Annotated in this window: 15 protein-coding genes; 5 read left to right on the top strand and 10 right to left on the bottom strand. The window is 67.6% G+C overall.

Going from position 1 to position 18,767, the window contains the following annotated elements:
• Positions 1-87 precede the first annotated feature (87 nt).
• The gene (locus tag ACI2JH_RS18780; protein WP_404736920.1) at positions 88-1,149 is read left to right on the top strand and encodes a DUF1176 domain-containing protein; all 1,062 of its coding nucleotides are present in this window, start codon (positions 88-90) and stop codon (positions 1,147-1,149) included.
• 76 nt (positions 1,150-1,225) lie between these two features.
• On the opposite strand, the gene recJ is transcribed toward ACI2JH_RS18780, so the two are convergent.
• Complete coding sequence (gene recJ / locus ACI2JH_RS18775; RefSeq protein WP_404736919.1) at positions 1,226-2,983, bottom strand: single-stranded-DNA-specific exonuclease RecJ; 1,758 nt, start codon at positions 2,981-2,983, stop codon at positions 1,226-1,228.
• Positions 2,984-3,097: 114 nt separating this feature from the next.
• Between recJ and ACI2JH_RS18770 the strand changes: the two genes are divergently transcribed.
• Positions 3,098-4,156 (top strand): DUF1176 domain-containing protein, encoded by a 1,059-nt coding sequence (locus tag ACI2JH_RS18770; RefSeq protein ID WP_404736918.1) that lies wholly within the window; start codon positions 3,098-3,100, stop codon positions 4,154-4,156.
• 61 nt (positions 4,157-4,217) lie between these two features.
• On the opposite strand, the gene ACI2JH_RS18765 is transcribed toward ACI2JH_RS18770, so the two are convergent.
• The 9 genes from ACI2JH_RS18765 to ACI2JH_RS18725 form a co-directional block, all read right to left on the bottom strand.
• On the bottom strand, positions 4,218-5,168 hold the full coding sequence (locus tag ACI2JH_RS18765; RefSeq protein ID WP_404736917.1) for a phosphoglycerate mutase: 951 nt from the start codon (positions 5,166-5,168) through the stop codon (positions 4,218-4,220).
• Between the two features lie 3 nt (positions 5,169-5,171).
• Positions 5,172-5,636 carry a transcription elongation factor GreA gene (gene greA, locus ACI2JH_RS18760; RefSeq protein ID WP_182657515.1) on the bottom strand — a complete coding sequence of 155 codons (465 nt, stop codon included), beginning with the start codon at positions 5,634-5,636 and terminating at the stop codon, positions 5,172-5,174.
• An 8-nt stretch (positions 5,637-5,644) separates the two neighbouring features.
• Complete coding sequence (gene carB / locus ACI2JH_RS18755; protein WP_404736916.1) at positions 5,645-8,887, bottom strand: carbamoyl-phosphate synthase large subunit; 3,243 nt, start codon at positions 8,885-8,887, stop codon at positions 5,645-5,647.
• Positions 8,888-8,941: 54 nt separating this feature from the next.
• Complete coding sequence (locus tag ACI2JH_RS18750) at positions 8,942-9,496, bottom strand: hypothetical protein (protein ID WP_319276890.1); 555 nt, start codon at positions 9,494-9,496, stop codon at positions 8,942-8,944.
• The gene (gene carA, locus ACI2JH_RS18745) at positions 9,496-10,626 is read right to left on the bottom strand and encodes a glutamine-hydrolyzing carbamoyl-phosphate synthase small subunit (RefSeq protein ID WP_349998961.1); all 1,131 of its coding nucleotides are present in this window, start codon (positions 10,624-10,626) and stop codon (positions 9,496-9,498) included. The genes ACI2JH_RS18750 and carA overlap by 1 nt, the downstream gene beginning before the upstream one ends.
• Positions 10,627-10,862: 236 nt before the next feature.
• Positions 10,863-11,585, bottom strand: coding sequence for a 4-hydroxy-tetrahydrodipicolinate reductase (dapB, locus tag ACI2JH_RS18740; protein ID WP_182657487.1), 723 nt, complete (start codon positions 11,583-11,585; stop codon positions 10,863-10,865).
• A 110-nt stretch (positions 11,586-11,695) separates the two neighbouring features.
• A complete protein-coding gene (locus ACI2JH_RS18735; RefSeq protein ID WP_404736915.1) occupies positions 11,696-11,950 on the bottom strand; it encodes a DUF6587 family protein in 255 nt (84 codons plus the stop codon).
• Positions 11,950-13,812 (bottom strand): ferrous iron transporter B, encoded by a 1,863-nt coding sequence (locus ACI2JH_RS18730; protein WP_101099661.1) that lies wholly within the window; start codon positions 13,810-13,812, stop codon positions 11,950-11,952. The genes ACI2JH_RS18735 and ACI2JH_RS18730 overlap by 1 nt, the downstream gene beginning before the upstream one ends.
• Entirely contained in the window at positions 13,809-14,060 is a 252-nt protein-coding gene (locus tag ACI2JH_RS18725; protein WP_101099660.1) for a FeoA family protein, read from the bottom strand. The genes ACI2JH_RS18730 and ACI2JH_RS18725 overlap by 4 nt, the downstream gene beginning before the upstream one ends.
• A gap of 116 nt (positions 14,061-14,176) precedes the next feature.
• Between ACI2JH_RS18725 and ACI2JH_RS18720 the strand changes: the two genes are divergently transcribed.
• The 3 genes from ACI2JH_RS18720 (at position 14,177) to ACI2JH_RS18710 (ending at position 18,642) form a co-directional block, all read left to right on the top strand.
• The gene (locus ACI2JH_RS18720) at positions 14,177-14,965 is read left to right on the top strand and encodes an enoyl-CoA hydratase/isomerase family protein (RefSeq protein WP_404736914.1); all 789 of its coding nucleotides are present in this window, start codon (positions 14,177-14,179) and stop codon (positions 14,963-14,965) included.
• Positions 14,966-15,196: 231 nt separating this feature from the next.
• A complete protein-coding gene (locus ACI2JH_RS18715; RefSeq protein WP_101099658.1) occupies positions 15,197-16,090 on the top strand; it encodes a hydroxymethylglutaryl-CoA lyase in 894 nt (297 codons plus the stop codon).
• Positions 16,087-18,642, top strand: coding sequence for an EAL domain-containing protein (locus ACI2JH_RS18710; protein ID WP_319276900.1), 2,556 nt, complete (start codon positions 16,087-16,089; stop codon positions 18,640-18,642). The genes ACI2JH_RS18715 and ACI2JH_RS18710 overlap by 4 nt, the downstream gene beginning before the upstream one ends.
• Positions 18,643-18,767 lie beyond the last annotated feature (125 nt).

Raw genomic sequence — 18,767 nt, 5'->3', positions numbered from 1 at the left:
CCCGTCGGGGTTTGCCGTGTTGCCATCTTGGCCTGCGCCCTCGCATCGGCCACCATGCCCGGGTCTCTTTCATAGTGCTCCTCGTCCATGCGCCTATCCTCGTTGCTGCTTCTGCTGCTGGCCCCGCTGCCCGCCCTGTGTGCTTCGCCGTCTGATCTGGTCGGCATCGACTTCAGCCATCACGATTGGACCGTGGCCTGCGACAACACGCGGACCTGCCGCGCGGCGGGCTACCAGAACGAAGAAGACGCCGACCCGCTGCCGGTATCGGTGCTGCTGACGCGCCACGGCGGGCCCGAGCAGCCGATCAGCGCCAGCCTGATGCTGGGCCAGTACGAAGAAACCGTGCTGCCCGCGAAGCTGCGGATGAAGGTCGACGGACGCGACCAGGGTCCACTGGATTACGCAGCCAGCGCGGGCACGGCGACGTTGAGCGCGCCCCAGGTAGCTGCCCTGCTGGCGTCGGTGAGCGGTCCCGGCGCAGGCCGGGTCATCTTTACCGGCGACGATCAGCGGCAATGGACGCTGTCGGCGCGGGGCGCTTCGGCAGTCTTGCTGAAAATGGATGAGTTCCAGGGTCGGCTGGGCACGCCCGGGGCGGTGATGCGCAAGGGCAAGCGCGCGGAATCATCGGTGCCTGCTGCGTTGCCGATGCCGGTGGTGGCGCTGGCGAAATTGGCCGCGGCGCGCCCGTCCGACGCCGCACTGGCGACCTCCGGTGCGCTGCGCGCCGCCCTGGTGGCCGCCACTCCGCCCGATGACTGCGCGGCCTTGCAGCCCGACCAGACCGAGTCGATGGATGAGCCTGTCGTGCCGTTGAAGGTGCAGCGCCTGAGCGCGGACAAGCTGCTGGTATCGGCCCTGTGCTGGCGTGGCGCCTACAACGCGGGCAGCGGCTACTGGGTAGTCAACGCGCAGGCACCCTACGAGCCGCAGCTGGTCACCCACTTCGGCACTGATGATGACGGCCGCAGCATCAGTGGATCGCACAAGGGGAGAGGCCTGGGTGACTGCTGGTCGATGAACACCTGGGGCTGGGACGGTAAACGCTTCGTGGCGACCTCTGCCACTACCACGGGCCTGTGTCGACTGGTCGCTGCGGGCGGTGCGTGGGACCTGCCGACGCGGGTGACCACGGTCAAGGAATGAGGGGCAGCCGCGAACGGTCATCGCATCCGCCGGGCATGGCGCGGCGCTACCAGCGCTCGCCGCAGCCCGGGATTCGTCAGGCCGCGCTGCAGTGTTCGACGATCAGCTGGATGGCGGTGCCGCCGCGGTAATCGTCGCAGGCCAACCGATACGCCAAGTGGACATTGCGGGCCGGCGCGTTGCCGGTCCAGCCACCGAACTGGATCGCATTGATCAGACCGGCCACACCGGGGCGGCGCAGTTCCAGCTTGAGGTGGCGTTCCTTCAACACCCGCCAGTTGGTCACCTCGAAGTGTCCATCGAACAGCGGTTCCGGGAACCCCTGTCCCCACGGGCCGGCAAGCCGCAGCGCGTCGGCGTGCCGATGGTCGAGCTCGTCGCTGTCGAGTTCGCCGTCACTGAGTATCTGCTGCTGCAGCATCACCGGGTCCAGCATCTGCTGGACGGCTGCGGCGAAGGCGGCATGGAACGATGCCAGGTGGGCATGCGGCAGGCTCATGCCGGCGGCCATCGCGTGGCCACCGAAGCGCTCGATCAGGCCCGGCTGCTGTGCATCGACCAGCGCCAGCGCGTCACGGATGTGCAGGCCGGGAATCGACCGCGCAGAACCGCGCAACGCGTGACCGCCCGGCTCCGCAGGCGCGAAGGCGACCACCGGACGATGCAGGCGGTCTTTCATCCTGGAGGCGACCAGCCCGACCACGCCCGGATGCCACTCGGCGTCGAACAGCACTGCGGCGATCGGCCGCTGCCCGTCGTCGTCCAGCACCACCCTGGCCACGGCCTTCTCGGCATCGTCGGTCATGGTCTGCTGCACGGCGCGTCGCTCGGCGTTGATCTGCTCCAGCGTCTGCGCGATGTCGCGCGCCTGTGCCGGGTCCTCGGTCAGCAGCAGCGCGATGCCCAGCGCCATGTCCTCCAGGCGGCCGGCGGCATTCAAGCGTGGTCCCAGCGCGAACCCGATATCGGTGGCCGTCAAGCGCGCGGCGTCGCGCCCGCTGGCTTCGATCAAGGCGTTCAGCCCGACGCAGCCCTGCCCTGCGCGCAGGCGCCGCAGCCCGGCACTGACCAGCGCCCGGTTGTTGGCATCCAGCGCCACCAGGTCGGCGACGGTACCTACCGCGACCAGGTCCAGCAGCGTGGCCAGGTCCGGTCCCTTGCCGTCGGCGAACACCGCTGCCTCGCGCAGGTGCCGGCGCAGTGCCAGCAGCACGTAGAAGATCACGCCGACGCCGGCCAGCGATTTGCTGGGGAAGGCATCGTCATGCAGGTTCGGATCAACGATGACATCGGCCGGCGGAAGCTGCGGACCAGGCAGATGGTGGTCGGTGACCAGTACCTGCCAGCCCTTGGCCTTGGCCGCCGCCACCCCGGCATGGCAGGCGATGCCGTGGTCCACGGTGACCAGAAGATCCGGCTGCAGCAGGGCCAGTTCTTCCACCAGCGCCGGCGACAGGCCGTAGCCGTGCACCATTCGATTGGGCACCGCATGCGCGACGTGGCGCGCGCCGAGCATGCGCAGGCCACGCACGCCGACCGCACAGGCCGTGGCGCCATCGCAGTCAAAATCACCCACCACCACGATGCGCTTGTCCGCGGCGATCGCCGTCGCCAGCAGCTTCACGGCGCCATCGATGCCGCTCAACAGCTCAGGGGCATGCAGGCTGCCCAGCTTGGGCAGCGCCAGTTCGGGCGTATGCGCGCCGCGTGCGGCATACAGGCGCGCCAGCAGCGGCAGCGTGCCATCGGGCCAGGCGCCAGGCAGCACCGTATCGCGACGGCGGATCATCGGCACATCGGACGTTGGCTGCGCAGCATCGGCGGCAAGGGACATCGGCATCGCCGGGTTGCGGAAGACATGCGCATGATACCGCGCAGCAGCACCATCGGGATTGGCGGAGCAAGCGCGATCAGCCATGCTTGCCCGCCCCACGCATTGGATTTCAGCATGCGCCGTCCTGTTTCGACCGCCCTGTTCGGCTTTGCCCTTTACGCCGCATCGATGTCACACGCGACCGCGGCCAGCGGTGCTGCATTCTTCGAACAGGACGCGTTCATGGCCTGCGACAATACCGGCACCTGCCGGATAGCGGCTTTCGGTCCGTTGGCACCGCTGATGCTCGGCATGCTGATCGAGCGCGCGGCGGGGCCGCAGACCGCTGTCACCGCACGCATCGCGATGGCGGAAGGCGCAGAGGATGCGCCGCCGCCGCGCTCTGCCACGGTGGGGGGGCCGCAGGGGACGCTGCGGCTGCGCGCAAAGGGAAAGGACCTCGGCGAGATCGGTCGGATGGAATCCCAAGGGCAGGATCTGGCGTTGCCCGATCGCCACGTGCCGGCCTTGATCGAGGCATTGGCGGCTGGTGATCGCGTCGAAGTGGTCGATGGCATGGGCCAGGCGTGGCCGTTGTCCGAGCGCGGTGCCGGCCCGTTGCTGCTGAAGATGGACGAGGTACAGGGGCGGCTGCACACCCCAGGTGCGCTGGTACGCAAAGGCGCGCAGCCGGAATCGAAGGTGCCCTCTGCCGTGCCGGCCCCTTCGCTGAAAGCACCGCCGCTGGTGGTCGAAACACGCGAAGACGACGGCCTGCTGGCCGAGCGCGCGGACCTGCGCCAGCTGCTGCAACCGGTGGCCGATGCCAAGGACGCCTGCATCCAGGCGTCTTCGCGCCGACTTCGCGTCGAACGGGTGGATGCCAGCCATGTCCTGGCCGTGTTGAGCTGCGCGACCGAGCGCTACATCGTTCCAGCAGGGACGTGGCTGGTCCGCGACCGCCCGCCGTTCTCCCCCACCCTGGTCTCCGGTGCCGCGCTGTTTCCGCTCCCTCCTCACGCGGTGTTCGTGGAGGAAGGCGTGGCGACCGGCACGGACACCTGCGGCAGGACCCGGCATTGGGCCTGGGACGGAGCGCGCCTGGTGATGAGCGCCGAATTCGTCGGCGCCGACTGCGTCGGTCCGAGCCACAGGCACTGGCAGCTGCCGACCTACCTTGGCAGGATGGACTAAGCCGTTCCACAGCGGTCGCATGCTGTACCGCCGAGGGCCACCCCGCTACGGCGGGGCTGCTTCAGGCCTCGTGCAACTGTCGCGGTTTCTTCCAGAACCGCCAGCGCTGCGAGCGCTGGAAGCCGAACTGCACGCCGTCCTCGAAATCCAGCACCAGCCGGTGCAGCTCACCGCGCTGGAGCGCCTGCAGCAGCGGGATGATCGCCTGGTTCGCCAACTGGTCCAGCGAGCGCAACGGACGCAGATCGACCAGCGCATCCACCGATTGCTCGCCATCCACCTGCACTCCGGCGGCCGTCGCCAACGCACGCAGCAGCGCGTCCCGGCTGCGCACCTGTGCGTGCGGCGTCGCCACGCTGTGCGGAAGGCGTCCTGCGCCCCAGAACCACAGCGAGTTGATCGGGCTCAGCCCCTGCGCGACCCGTTGTCCGTTCCACGGATGTGCATGCAGCACCACCTGGGTTTCGGTAAGCAGCGCACGCCAGTGCCGGCCTTCCGCGCCGCTCGGCAGGTGGCTGAAAAGATCATCGCCGAGCACGTCATCCGGGCTGGCGAACACGGGCAAGGTCATGTCGTCCGGTACGCGCAGGTACCATCGCGACGCCACCGGGGCATCCAGGTGCAGGCCGTGTCCGGCGAACACCGGCAGCAGGTCCGGCAGCAGGGCGACGGCATCCTCGTGTGACGGGCGCAGCGTGTCGCCGTATCCCATCATCCGCGCACCGTGCATGTCCGGCACCATGTGCGCCGGATCGGCGCGCAGCCAGACGTGGCCGGCCGCATCGCCGGCATCCAGCTGCCGGGTCAGTGCCGCGGCCGGCATCGCGCCGCCGCCGGCGGCATCAAGCGCATCGGACGCCCCCTGCACGTGGAAGTGACGCTGCAGCTGCGCGCGCTCTCCGGCCGCGTGCTCGCTGCGCTCGGCGCGACCGAGCGCACGTGCCACTTCATCGGGCAACGCGGCCACCGCGAATCGACTGCGTGAAGCCAGCAGCAGCGTTGCCGTTGCCATCGATCAGCCTGCGTAGCTGACGCTGACGATCTCGTACTCGCGCTGGCCGGCCGGTGCATCGATGGTGATGCTGTCGCCTTCCAGCTTGCCGATCATCGCCCGCGCCACCGGCGAGGAAATGGCGATCAGGCCGAGCTTGATGTCCGCTTCCAGGTCACCGACGATCTGGTAGTTCTTCTCTTCATCGGTTTCCACGTCGGCCAGCGTCACCGACGCGCCGAACACCACCTTGGAACCGGCATTGAGCTTGGACACGTCGATGATCTCGGCGTGCGACAGCTCGCCTTCCAGCTGCTTGATGCGGCCTTCGATGAAGCCCTGTTCTTCGCGCGCGGCATGGTACTCGGCGTTTTCCTTCAGGTCGCCGTGCTCACGCGCTTCGGCGATCGCAGCGATCACCTTCGGGCGCTTGACCGACTTCAGCTGTTCCAGCTCTTCGCGCAGACGCTGCGCGCCCTTCATCGTGATGGGAGCTCTCATGCGTTCAGTTCCTTGTGCAGTTCCTGCAGCGACCAGACCGGGCCGGTACCGCGGAATTCAAGCGAATGCACCAGTGCCTTGGCACCGGCGATGGTGGTCGAATAGGTAACACGATGCTGCAGCGCTTCGCGACGGATGGAGAACGAGTCGTTGATCGCCGCGCGGCCTTCGGTCGTGTTGACGATGTAGACGATCTCACCGTTCTTGATGCGGTCCACGATGTGCGGACGACCCTCGACCACCTTGTTGACGATCTCGCATTCCATGCCGTGCTGCTGCAGCCACGCGGCGGTGCCACGGGTGGCGACCAGGCTGTAGCCCTTGGCCAGCAGCGCCTCGGCGACCGGCAGCACGCGCTGCTTGTCCGGGTCACGTACCGACACGAAGGCCTTGCCGACTGGCGGCGCCTTGATGCCACCGGCTTCCTGCGCACGCGCGAAGGCGGCGCTGAAGCTGCGGCCCACGCCCATCACTTCACCGGTGGAGCGCATCTCCGGCCCGAGGATCGGATCGACGCCCTGGAACTTGGCGAACGGGAAGATCGCTTCCTTCACCGAGTAGTAGTCCGGCACGATTTCCTTGGTGGCGCCCTGCTCGGCCAGCGTCTTGCCGGCCATGCAGCGCGCGGCGATCTTGGCCAGCGGCATGCCGGTTGCCTTGGACACGAACGGCACGGTGCGCGAGGCACGCGGGTTCACTTCCAGCAGGTAGACGATGTCCTCACCGTTCTCACCGGCCTGGATGGCGAACTGGGTGTTCATCAGCCCGACCACGTTCAGCGCCTTGGCCAGCTCCACCACCTGGCGGCGCAGCTCGGCCTGGGTTTCGGCGGACAGCGAATACGGCGGCAGCGAGCAGGAAGAATCGCCCGAATGCACGCCGGCTTCCTCGATGTGTTCCATCACCCCGCCAATCAGCACGTTGCCCTGGCTGTCGGCGATGATGTCCACGTCCACTTCCACGGCGTTGTCGAGGAAGCGGTCCAGCAGCACCGGCGAATCGTTGGAGACCTTCACCGCGTCACGCACGTAGCGTGCGAGGTCGGACTCACCGTAGACGATTTCCATCGCACGGCCGCCCAGCACGTAGCTCGGGCGCACCACCAGCGGGTACCCGATCTCGCGTGCCAGCAGCAGCGCTTCCTGGTCGTTGCGGGCGATGCGGTTCGGCGGCTGCTTCAGGCCCAGGTTGTCCACCAGCTGCTGGAAGCGCTCGCGGTCTTCGGCCAGGTCGATGGAGTCCGGGCTGGTGCCGATCACCGGCACGCCATTGGCTTCCAGCGCGCGCGCCAGCTTCAGCGGGGTCTGCCCGCCGTACTGCACGATCACGCCCTTCGGCTGTTCCAGTTCGACGATCTCCAGCACGTCTTCCAGCGTCAGCGGCTCGAAGTACAGGCGGTCGGAGGTGTCGTAGTCGGTGGACACGGTCTCCGGGTTGCAGTTGACCATGATGGTTTCATAGCCATCTTCGCGCAGCGCCAGTGCGGCGTGCACGCAGCAGTAGTCGAACTCGATGCCCTGGCCGATGCGGTTCGGGCCACCGCCGAGGATCATGATCTTGTCGCGGTTGCTCGGTGCCGCTTCGCACTCGTCCTCGTAGGTCGAGTACAGGTAGGCGGTACCGGTGGCGAACTCACCGGCGCAGGAATCCACGCGCTTGTACACCGGGCGCACCTTGTGCGCACGGCGCAGCGCGCGCACGGCCGCTTCGTTGGTGCCGGTCAGCTGGGCCAGGCGGGCGTCAGAGAAACCAGCACGCTTGAGCTTGCGCAGGCGGGCCGCGTCCAGCGAGTCGATGCCACCGGCGGCGACTTCGCCTTCGGCGGTGATGATCTCTTCGATCTGGTCCAGGAACCACGGATCGATGAAGGACAGCGCATGGATTTCTTCCACGCTCATGCCGGCACGGAAGCCGTCAGCCACGTAGAACAGGCGCTCCGGGCCCGGGGCCTTCAGCTCGCGGCGCAGGGTCTGCATGTCGTCTTCGTTGCCCAGGTCCAGCTCGGTCGGGTCGAAGCCCACCTTGCCGGTTTCCAGGCCACGCAGGGCCTTCTGCATCGATTCCTGGAAGGTGCGGCCCATTGCCATCACCTCGCCCACCGACTTCATCTGGGTGGTCAGGCGTGCATCGGCGGCCGGGAACTTCTCGAAGGCGAAGCGCGGGATCTTGGTGACGACGTAGTCGATCGACGGCTCGAACGAGGCCGGGGTCAGGCCGCCGGTGATCTCGTTCTTCAGTTCGTCCAGGGTGTAGCCCACGGCCAGCTTGGCGGCAACCTTGGCGATCGGGAAGCCGGTGGCCTTGGAGGCCAGTGCCGAGGAACGCGACACGCGCGGGTTCATCTCGATCACCACCACGCGACCGGTGTGCGGGTTGATGCCGAACTGCACGTTCGAGCCACCGGTATCCACGCCGATCTTGCGCAGCACGGCGATGGAGGCATCGCGCAGGCGCTGGTATTCCTTGTCGGTCAGGGTCTGCGCCGGGGCCACGGTGATCGAGTCACCGGTATGCACGCCCATCGGGTCCAGGTTCTCGATGGAGCACACGATGATGCAGTTGTCCGCGGTGTCACGGACCACTTCCATCTCGAATTCCTTCCAGCCCAGCACCGATTCTTCCACCAGCACTTCGGTGGTCGGCGACAGTTCCAGGCCGCGGGTGACGATGTCGATCAGCTCTTCGCGGTTGTAGGCGATGCCGCCGCCACTGCCGCCCAGGGTGAAGCTGGGGCGGATGATGGTCGGGTAGCCGACGCGGGTCTGGATGTCCAGGGCTTCTTCCAGCGTGTGGGCAACCGCCGCCGACGGGCATTCCAGGCCGATCTCGCCCATCGCCACGCGGAACAGCTCGCGGTCTTCGGCCATGCGGATCGCTTCGCGCTTGGCGCCGATCAGCTCGACGTTGTACTTCTCCAGCACGCCGTTGTCGGCCACTACCAGCGCGCAGGACAGCGCGGTCTGGCCGCCGATGGTCGGCAGCAGGGCGTCGGGCTTTTCCTTGGCGATGATCTTCTCGACCGTCTGCCAGTTGATCGGCTCGATGTAGACGGCGTCGGCCATCTCCGGGTCGGTCATGATGGTGGCCGGATTGCTGTTGACCAGCACCACGCGGTACCCCTCGTCGCGCAGTGCCTTGCAGGCCTGCGCGCCAGAGTAGTCGAACTCACAGGCCTGGCCGATGACGATCGGGCCAGCACCGATGATGAGGATGGTTTTCAGGTCAGTGCGCTTTGCCATTTTCTTCTCTAGGTCGGTACAGCGTGACAAGGGGGAGTGATCGCACGCTGACGATCAGGAAATCTGTTCCGCGTCGAAGTCGATGCCACATTCGCGCTTGAGCGCGGCGGACATCGTCTGGCCTATGTTTTCCGGCATCCCGCCGTCAGCACCCAGGCCGTCGATGAAGCGCTGGAAGGCAGGGGTTGCCATGAAGCGGGCGATCTCCACCTTGTTCGCTTCACTCACCTCCGGTCCCTCGCTGGCCATGCCCTGCTGGGCCGCCGCGCTGGCCTGGAAAGTGCGGCCCATGTCGGCACCGGCAGGCGTGGCCATGAACTGCTTCCATTCGCCGACCAGCACCGCCCCGTCTTCACCGAGATTGCCGGCGATCTGCTGCTGGAAGTGGGCATCGAGCAGCTTGCCGATCTGGCTGGACGCACAATCACGCCCGCCCTGGTCCAACGCCTTCAGCGTCGGGGAGATGCCGAACAGCACTTCGGCGCTGCTCTTGCCCAGCCCGTGCATGCCGAGCTGGTGCATGATCACCGCCACCTCGGCCGGCGTGGCCGGCTGGGCGCTTGCGGTACCGGCCAACAACAGGCCGGCCAGCAGTGCGGTAACGCGCATCAGGCCTTGGCCTCGGCCATCAGGGTCACGAAACGATCGAACAACGGGCCGACGTCGGTCGGTCCCGGCGAAGCCTCGGGGTGGCCCTGGAAGGAGAACGCCGGCACGTCGGTGCGCGCGATGCCCTGGTTGGTGCCATCGAACAGCGAGCGGTGGGTCACCCGCAAGGTAGCCGGCAGGGTCGCTTCATCCACCGCGAACCCGTGGTTCTGCGAGGTGATCATCACCCGGCCGCTGTCCAGGTCCTGGACCGGATGGTTGGCACCGTGATGGCCATGGCCCATCTTCAGCGTCTTCGCGCCGGAGGCCAGCGCCAGCAGCTGGTGGCCCAGGCAGATGCCGAAGGTCGGCACCTTGGCGTCCAGCACGGTCTTGATCGCGCTGATTGCGTAGTCGCACGGCTCCGGGTCACCCGGGCCGTTGGACAGGAACACACCGTCCGGCTTCAGCGCCAGCACGTCGGCCGCAGGGGTCTGCGCAGGAACGACGGTCACATCGCAGCCGCGTTCGGCCAGCATGCGCAGGATGTTGGTCTTCACACCGTAGTCGTAAGCCACGACCTTGTACTGCGACGGCACGCTGACGAACGCGTTGGCATCCAGATCGAGCTGGCCTTCGTTCCACTGGTAGGTGGTTTCGGTCGACACGACCTTGGCCAGGTCCATGCCCTTCAGACCGGGGAAGCTGCGTGCAGCCTCCAGTGCCTTCTCCACGCTGATGCCCTCGCCCGCCATCAGCGCACCATTCTGGGCGCCCTTCTCGCGCAGAATGCGCGTCAGCTTGCGGGTATCGATACCGGAGATGGCGACCACGCCACGCTGCAGCAGCCAGTCCTGCAGCGAGACCTGGCTGCGCCAGCTGCTCGGGCGACGCGGCACGTCGCGCACGATCAGGCCGGCCGACCACACCTTGGACGCTTCGTTGTCCTGGTCGGTCATGCCGGTGTTGCCGATATGCGGGTAGGTCAGCGTGACCATCTGCCGGGCGTAGGACGGATCAGTCAGCACTTCCTGGTAACCGGTCATGGCGGTGTTGAACACCACTTCACCGACAGACAGGCCGGGCGCGCCTACGGATTCGCCCTCGAATACGGTGCCGTCTTCGAGGACGAGGATTGCGGCTTGGGTCACGGAAATCTCACTTTGGCTACCGATGGGGTACCGAAGGTCACGCCTGCGCTCACGGTAAAAACCGGTTGCAAAAAAGCGCGGACGTACGGTTCAGGACCGGTCCGGCTATCGTGTTTCGGCGAGTGCGAATTGTAGACGCATGCGGCGTCCGGCGCCAGCGCCATGTTGCAGGTAGCGCCGACCCATGGTCGGCGAGCGCAGCGGGCCCTTCGCGCCGAGCCCACGGCGCACCCCGTTCAGCCGTTCAGCAGATCCCGCACCCGGTAGCTCCCTGGTGCGCGTTCAGCCAGCTGCCGCGCGGCGAACAAGGCGCCGCGGGCGAAAATATCGCGGTTGGTGGCCCGGTGCACCAGCTCGATCCGCTCGCCCAGCCCGGTGAACTGAACGAGGTGCTCACCGACGATATCGCCGGCCCGCAGGCTGGCGTACTGCGGCGTGGCCCCGCCGCGCCCGGCCGCTGCGCCCAGCGTCAGCGCGGTGCCCGAAGGCGCATCCAGCTTGCGGGTGTGATGCGCTTCGACGATGTCGCAGTCCCATCCAGCCAGCGCCTGCGCGGCGCGTTCGACCAGTTCATCCAGCACCGCCACGCCCAGGCTGAAATTGGACGCCCATACCAGCGGTATCGCCTTGGCCGCCGCATCCAGCGCATCGCGCTGCGCCTGGCTGATCCCGGTGGTGCCGGAGACCAGGCCCGCGCCGCGTTCCACGCACAGCGCCAGGATCGCATCGAAGCCTTCGGGCAGGCTGAAGTCGATGGCCACATCGAACGGCGGAGCGCCGTGCAGTTCCTTGGCGGCGAAATGCGGGATGCCGTCCACCACCCGCTGCGCAGGCGCGCGGCCGGTGTAGGCACCCACTACTTTCATCGTATCGGCATGTTCGGCGGCCAGCCGCAGCAGGGCCTGGCCCATGCGCCCGGAAGCGCCATGGATGAGCAATCGCAGGGGAGTCTGGTTCATCCGGGAAGGCTAGCGGCTGGGCCTGCATTTGCACAGGGGGCATGCGCCCATCGCCTGTGGTGGATGCCTCTGCCGCTGCGCTCGCCGAGCAGGGCCCGGCGCTACCGCGCTCAGTGCGCCTTCGGCGGCGTCGGCCCGCAACTGTTACACCCGCCGCAGGCTCCGCCGCCGCCACTGGCTGGCGGTGCGATGCGTCGACCCAGCGACTGCCGCCAGCCCGGCCGACCGGAACGCAGCAGGCCCAGCGCCAACGCGCCACGCGCCTTGCGTACCGTCCCCGGGAACTGCTTCTTCAGCACCACCCACGCACTGGCCAGCACCGCCAGCGCGACGATCAGGTACTGCAGCAGCAGGCCGGCCTCCATCAACCGCCTCCCAGCGCCACGGTCACCTGATAGGTGACCAGGGCTGCGATGTAGGCGGCGGCGAACAGATACACGGTCGCAAAACCCACCTGCTTCCACGAATTGGTTTCGCGCTTGATCGTGGCCAGCGTGGAGATGCACATCGGGGCATAGATGAACCACACCAGCAGCGACAGGCCGGTGGCCAGCGACCAGCCGTCACTGACGATCGGGGTCAATGCGGAAATCGCTGCGTCGTCATCCGGCGCCGACAGCGCGTAGATGGTCGCCAACGAAGACACCGCCACCTCGCGGGCGCCCATGCCGGGAATGAGCGCGATGCAGATCTGCCAGTTGAAGCCGAGCGGGGCGAAGATCGCCGTCATCGCATGGCCGAGCTGGCCGGCGTAGCTGTAATCGATGGCCGGCATCGTCGCATTGGCCGGCGCACCGGGGAAGGACAGCAGGAACCACAGCAGGATGGTCAGCGACAGGATGATGCCACCGACGCGCTTGAGGAAGATCATGCCGCGTTCGTACAGGCCCACCGCCAGGTCGCGCGGGTGCGGGATGCGGTATGAAGGCAGCTCCAGCATCAGCGGGTGCTCGCTCTTGTCGCGGCGCCACTTCTTCATCACCCAGGACATCAGCAGCGCACTGAAGATGCCCGCCACGTACAGGCCGAACAGCACCAGTCCCTGCTGGTTGAAGATGCCGACCTTGCCATCGGGAATGAACGCGCCGATCAGCAGCGCATACACCGGCAGGCGCGCCGAGCAGGTCATCAGCGGGGCCACCAGGATGGTCGCCAGGCGGTCGCGCGGATCCTGGATGCTGCGCGTGGCCATGATGCCGGGCACCGCGCAGGCGAAGCTGGACAGCAGCGGAATGAACGAACGCCCGGACAGCCCGGCCGACGCCATCATGCGGTCCAGCAGGAACGCCGCACGCGGCAGGTAGCCGGATTCTTCAAGCGCCAGGATGAAGGCGAACAGGATCAGGATCTGCGGCAGGAACACCACCACCCCGCCCAGACCGGCGATGATGCCATCGGTGACCAGGCTGGCCAGCGGGCCTTCGGGCAGCACCGCGCCGGCCTGTTCGCCGAGCCAGCCGAACAGCGCCTCGATACCATCCATCATCGGCGTCGCCCAGGCGAACACCGCCTGGAAGATCAGGAACATCACCACCACCAGGGTGGCCAGGCCGAACACCGGATGCAGCAGCCAGCGGTCCAGCGTGTCATCGATCTTCGCGGTGCGGGTGGGCATGCTGACGGCGGCATCAAGGATCCCGCGCACCTGCACGTGGTAGTCGATGCCCTGGCCTTCCACCGCCGCCACCGGTGCGCCGAGGTGCGGCACCATCGCATCCAGCCGCTCCACCAGCGCCTGCGCGCCATGTTTGCGCACCGCCACGGTTTCCACCACGGGCACGCCGAGCGCACGTTCCAGCGCCGGCACATCGATCTTGATGCCACGACGCTCGGCCGCGTCGACCATGTTCAGGGCCACCACCATCGGCTTGCCCAGCTCACGCAGTTCCAGCGCGAAGCGCAGGTGCAGGCGCAGGTTGGTCGCATCGATCACGCACAGCAGTACGTCCGGTGCCGCCTCGCCGGGGTAGAAGCCACGGCACAGGTCACGGGTGATCGCCTCGTCCAGGCTGGCCGGCTGCAGGCTGTAGGCGCCCGGCAGATCGAGGATGGCGAACTCGCGGCCAGATGGCGCGCGCATCCGGCCCTCCTTGCGTTCGACGGTGACGCCGGTGTAATTGGCGACCTTCTGTCGGCTGCCGGTCAGCTGGTTGAACAGTGCGGTCTTGCCGCTGTTCGGATTGCCGACCAGGGCCACGCGCAACGGCAGGGTTGCAGCGGTGCTCATGCCGGCACTCCCTGTTCAGCGCTGACCTGGACGCGAGCGGCTTCACTGCGGCGCAGCGCAAAGCGGGTGAAACCGACCTGCACCAGCAGGGGTTCGCCACCGACCGGACCACGCGCCACCAGGCGCACGGACTCGCCCCTGACGAAGCCAAGCTCCCTCAGGCGACGGGCGATGGTGTCGTTGGCGTGCGTGTCATGGACGGTTTCGACCACGGCGTTGGTTTGCAAGGGCAGATCGGACAGCGTCACTCGCGCACTTTCCAGTGATAAGAATGGTTATCAATTGTAACATCGCCGCGCCGCGTCATGGCCCATGACCTTTGGACCGCTATGATCTGTACAGGTATCGAGTATTTGCGGACTTTATGACGGATTCCCTGCTGGTCGAGCGCTCTGGCGCCCTGCTTACCCTGCGCCTGCACCGCCCGGCGCTGCACAATGCCTTCGACGACGGCCTGATCGCCCAACTGACCGGTGAGCTGGCGCAGGCCGGAGGCGACCCTTCGGTGCGCGCGGTAGTGCTGGCCGGCGAAGGTGCCTCGTTCTCCGCCGGCGCCGACCTGCACTGGATGCGCCGCATGGCGGCGGCCAGCGAATCGGAAAACCGTCAGGATGCGCTGGCGCTCGCCCGGTTGATGCGCACCCTGGACGAGCTGCCCAAACCGACGCTGGCACGGGTCCACGGAGCGGCATTCGGCGGCGGCGTGGGCCTGGTGGCCTGCTGTGACATCGCCATTGCCGCCGACAGCGCACGCTTCGGGCTGACCGAAAGCCGGCTGGGCCTGCTGCCGGCGGTCATCTCCCCCTACGTCATCGCCGCCATCGGTCCGCGCCAGGCGCGACGCTGGTTTGCCACCGGCGAGCACTTCGATGCCGCCACGGCGCTGCGCATCGGACTGGTCCACGCGGTGGTGGCGGGCGACCAGTTGGATGCCGCGGTCGAGCAGCAGCTGGACCTGCTGCTGGCGGCCGGACCGGTCGCCACCGCCAGCGCCAAGAGGCTGGTCCGTGACGTGCTGGGCAACGCCGATGCCGATGCGCGCGACCAGGCCAATGCCGAGCTGATCGCCCACCTGCGGGTATCGGCGGAGGGCCAGGAAGGACTGGGCGCGTTCCTCGACAAGCGTCCGCCGGAGTGGGCCGCCCGCACCTGACCCGACGCCTTCACGCTGCGGCGGCTGGGCCGGGCCGATGCTGCGCGCATGCGCCCCGCCCGGTGAAGCCGTTCATGCTGCGGGCTGGCCGGTTGCTGCGACGGCCCGCGTATATCTCTCTCGTGGCCACCCCTGCGTGCGCCACTTCATCTACAGGACGTTCCGTGACCGTTGCCTGCTGCCCTGCCCTTGCCTGCCCTGCCGCCCACCCCACCCACGGGAAGCGCAGGGATGTCTGATCATGTCCGCATCGTCGAAGTAGGCCCGCGTGACGGCCTGCAGAACGAGAAACAGCCGGTCAGCACGGCCGACAAGATCACCTTGATCGACCGGTTGTCGACCACCGGCCTGCGCAGCATCGAAGCCACCAGCTTCGTCAGCCCGCGCTGGGTACCGCAGTTGGCCGATGCCGCCGAGGTCTACGCCGGCATCCAGCGGGCAGCGGGCGTGGCCTATCCGGTACTGGTGCCCAATGCGCAGGGATACGACCGCGCCTTGGCGGCGGGGGTGCAGGAAGTAGCGGTGTTCACCGCCGCTTCGGAAACCTTCAACCGCACCAACACCAATGCCGGCATCGACGAATCCCTGGCGCGCTTCGAACCGATCCTGCAGCGTGCCGCGCAGGACGGCGTGCGCGTGCGCGGCTACGTATCCACCGTGCTCGGCTGCCCCTACCAGGGAGAGGTTGCAGTCAGCGAGGTAGTGCGCGTGGCGCGCGCCCTGCACGGAATGGGCTGTTACGAAATATCGCTCGGCGACACCATCGGCGTGGGCACGCCGCGCAAAGCGCGCGCCATGCTGCAGGCAGTCGCTGCCGAGGTGCCGATGCAGGCGCTGGCCGTGCATTTCCACGACACCTACGGCCAGGCCGTGGCCAATATCGCCAGCTGCGTGGAGGCCGGGGTGCGCGTGGTGGACAGCGCGGTCTCCGGCGCCGGCGGCTGCCCGTATGCGAAGGGCGCCAGCGGCAACGTGGCCAGCGAAGATGCGGTGTACCTGCTGCACGGGATGGGGCTGCAGACCGGCGTGGAGCTGGAGCCGCTGGCCGAGATCGGCCGCTGGCTGTCGGCGCTGTTGGGCCGGCCCACCGGCAGCCGCGTCGGCAAAGCGATGGCACCGACATGAGCCGCCGCGGCCCGTGCGACGACCTGGCCGCTGGCGGACATCCCGCCACGCAGAGCGACGCACTGGCCGCATTGGACCATGCACTGTCCCAGCCGCACCGCGCCGAACAGCACGCGCTGCTGCAGCAGGCCAGGCAGGCCCTGGATGAGGCCATGCAGCAGCGCCACGACGCCGAGCAGCGCTACGCCGCCCTGTTCGACGCAGTGCCCGACCCGGTCAGCATCCTCAGTTCGGCCGGCGTGGTGATGGACCTCAACCGCGCCGGCGTGCGCGCCTACGGACGCCCGCGCGAGGCCATCGTCGGCCAGCCGATCGAACTGTTGAACCCGGACCTGCCCAGCGACCACCTGGAACCGGTATGGGCCGCCCTGCAACGCGGCGACACCTATGTCATCGAAGTCACCAACATGCGCGGTGACGGCAGCCGGTTTCCGGTGGAGGTGCATTCGGCCGGCTTCGAACTGCAGGGCGAACCGTGCATCGTGGCGGTGGCGCGCGACCTGAGCGGGCGCTGGCAGGCCGAGTCCCGCTATCGCCTGCTGATGGAATCCATCGACAAGGGCGTGATCCTGTTCGACCGCGCACTGCACGTGGTATCGGCCAATCCGGCCGCGCACCGCATCCTGGGCACGGCCGGCACCGGCTCCAGCCTGCAGACCCTGCTCGACCCCCACGACTGGATCGTGGTGGACGAACACGGGCACCTGCTGGGCCATGACCAATGGCCGGCCAACCGCTGTTTCCAGGCGGGCCGGGTCATCCGCAGCACCATCGTCGGGCTGTACCACCGACCGCGCGGCCGCATGCTGTGGTTGTCGATCACCAACGTGCCGGTGTTCGGCAACGGGCGCGACCACGCCGACCATGTGTTCGCGATGTTCAGCGACATCACCGAACTCAAGCGCAACAACGCGCTGTTCGACCGCGCCCAGTCGCTGGCCCACATCGGCGGCTGGGAGTGGGATCGGGGCCTGGCGCGCCTGTACCTGACCGACGAAGCACGCCGGATCCTCGGCCAGGAGCTACCACTGGACGACATGCCCGAGCTGATGGAGTGCCTGCGCAGCGATGACCGGCTGGCCCTGCAGCAGGCGCTGGCGGCCAGCGTAGAGGCGCGCAGCAGCTTCACCCTGGAACTGCGCGGCCAGCGCGCCGATGGCCATACGTTCTGGGTGCGCATGATCGGCGAGGTGTCCGAAGGCGACGTGGACGCCGCACGCATCGCCGGCACCGTGCAGGACATCACCGAACGCAAGCAGGCCGAGGAAACCCTGCGCATCCAGGCGCGCACCGATCCGCTGACCGGCATCATGAACCGCGATGCGGTGCTCAGCGACCTGGGGGTGCGGCTGTCCAACCCGACCCACTGCAAGGTCGCGGTGCTGTACATCGACCTGGACCGTTTCAAGACAGTCAACGACCTGCTGGGCCACAGCGCAGGCGATGAACTGCTGGTGGAGGCCACCCGCCGCATCGCCCATGCGATCGGCACCGAAGGACTGCTGGCGCGCTTTGGTGGCGATGAGTTCCTGGTCATCTGCGATACCCGCGACCAGCCCGACCAGCCCGAACGGCTGGCCGAGCGCATCACCGCCGCGTTCGAACCTGCGTTCGTGTTCGGCAACGACGAGTTCGTGGTCACCGCCAGCATCGGCATCGCGTGCGCGCCGCGCGACGGCGTGCGCCCGCAGCAGCTGATCCAGAACGCCGACACCGCGATGTATGACTGCAAGCGCCGCAGCCGCAACGGCTGGCAGGTATTTTCACCTGAGCTGGCGCAGGCCCAGCACGACCGCCTGCAGATCGAAAGCCGGCTGCACCGCGCGTTGGAAGCCGATGAATTCCGCCTGGTCTACCAGCCTCAGGTGAACCTGCGCACCGGCGAGGTGATCGCCGCCGAGGCGCTGATCCGCTGGCAGAACGAGCAGCTGGGCGAGATGCGCCCGGACCTGTTCATCGCCCACGCAGAGAGCACCGGTGACATCGTGCGGATCGGCCAATGGGCGCTGCGCGAGGCCTGCCGCCAGGTCCGCCAGTGGCAGGACGAAGGCCTCGGCCTGGTGCGGGTGGCGGTCAATGTGTCCTACCGCCAGTTCACCGGCGACGACCTGGCACTGAAGGTGCGCCAGGCACTGGATGAGTTCCATCTGCCCGGCACCGCACTGGAGCTGGAGTTCACCGAGCGCGTGCTGATCGAGGATGCCCCGGACACCCTGCGCACCTTCGCCCGGCTGCGCGAGATGGGCGTGATGCTGGCCATCGATGATTTCGGCGAGGGCTACAGCGCGTTGAATTACCTGCGCCGGCTGCCGATCCACGGCCTGAAGCTCAGCCAGCTGTTCGTGGAGGGCGTGCCCGGTGACCGTTCGGACATGGCGGTGTGCGAGGCGATCTGCGGGATTGCCCGCAGCTTGGGGCTGGGCGTGGTGGCCGAAGGCATCGAATCCGAAGCCCAGCGTCGCTACCTGATGGGGTTGGGGGTCAATGTCGGCCAGGGTTTCCTGTTCGCGCCGGGGCTGACGCCGGAAGAATTCGTGAGGAAATTGAAATAGGTTTTTTGCGGTGGTGGGGCAAAGCCGTGTTTTCCTGGCTGGGCCGGGCGGGTGGGCTGCAGGGGACACGCCGCAAGTACGTCCCTGTAGGCTCGCGTTCGGCTCCTGCCTCACGACGGTCCCCC

It is taken from the genome of Stenotrophomonas sp. NPDC078853, from assembly GCF_044901215.1.
Lineage (GTDB): Bacteria > Pseudomonadota > Gammaproteobacteria > Xanthomonadales > Xanthomonadaceae > Stenotrophomonas > Stenotrophomonas lacuserhaii.
Note: the sequence above shows the minus strand (reverse complement) of the source record. Positions and strands in the feature narration are given on the sequence as shown.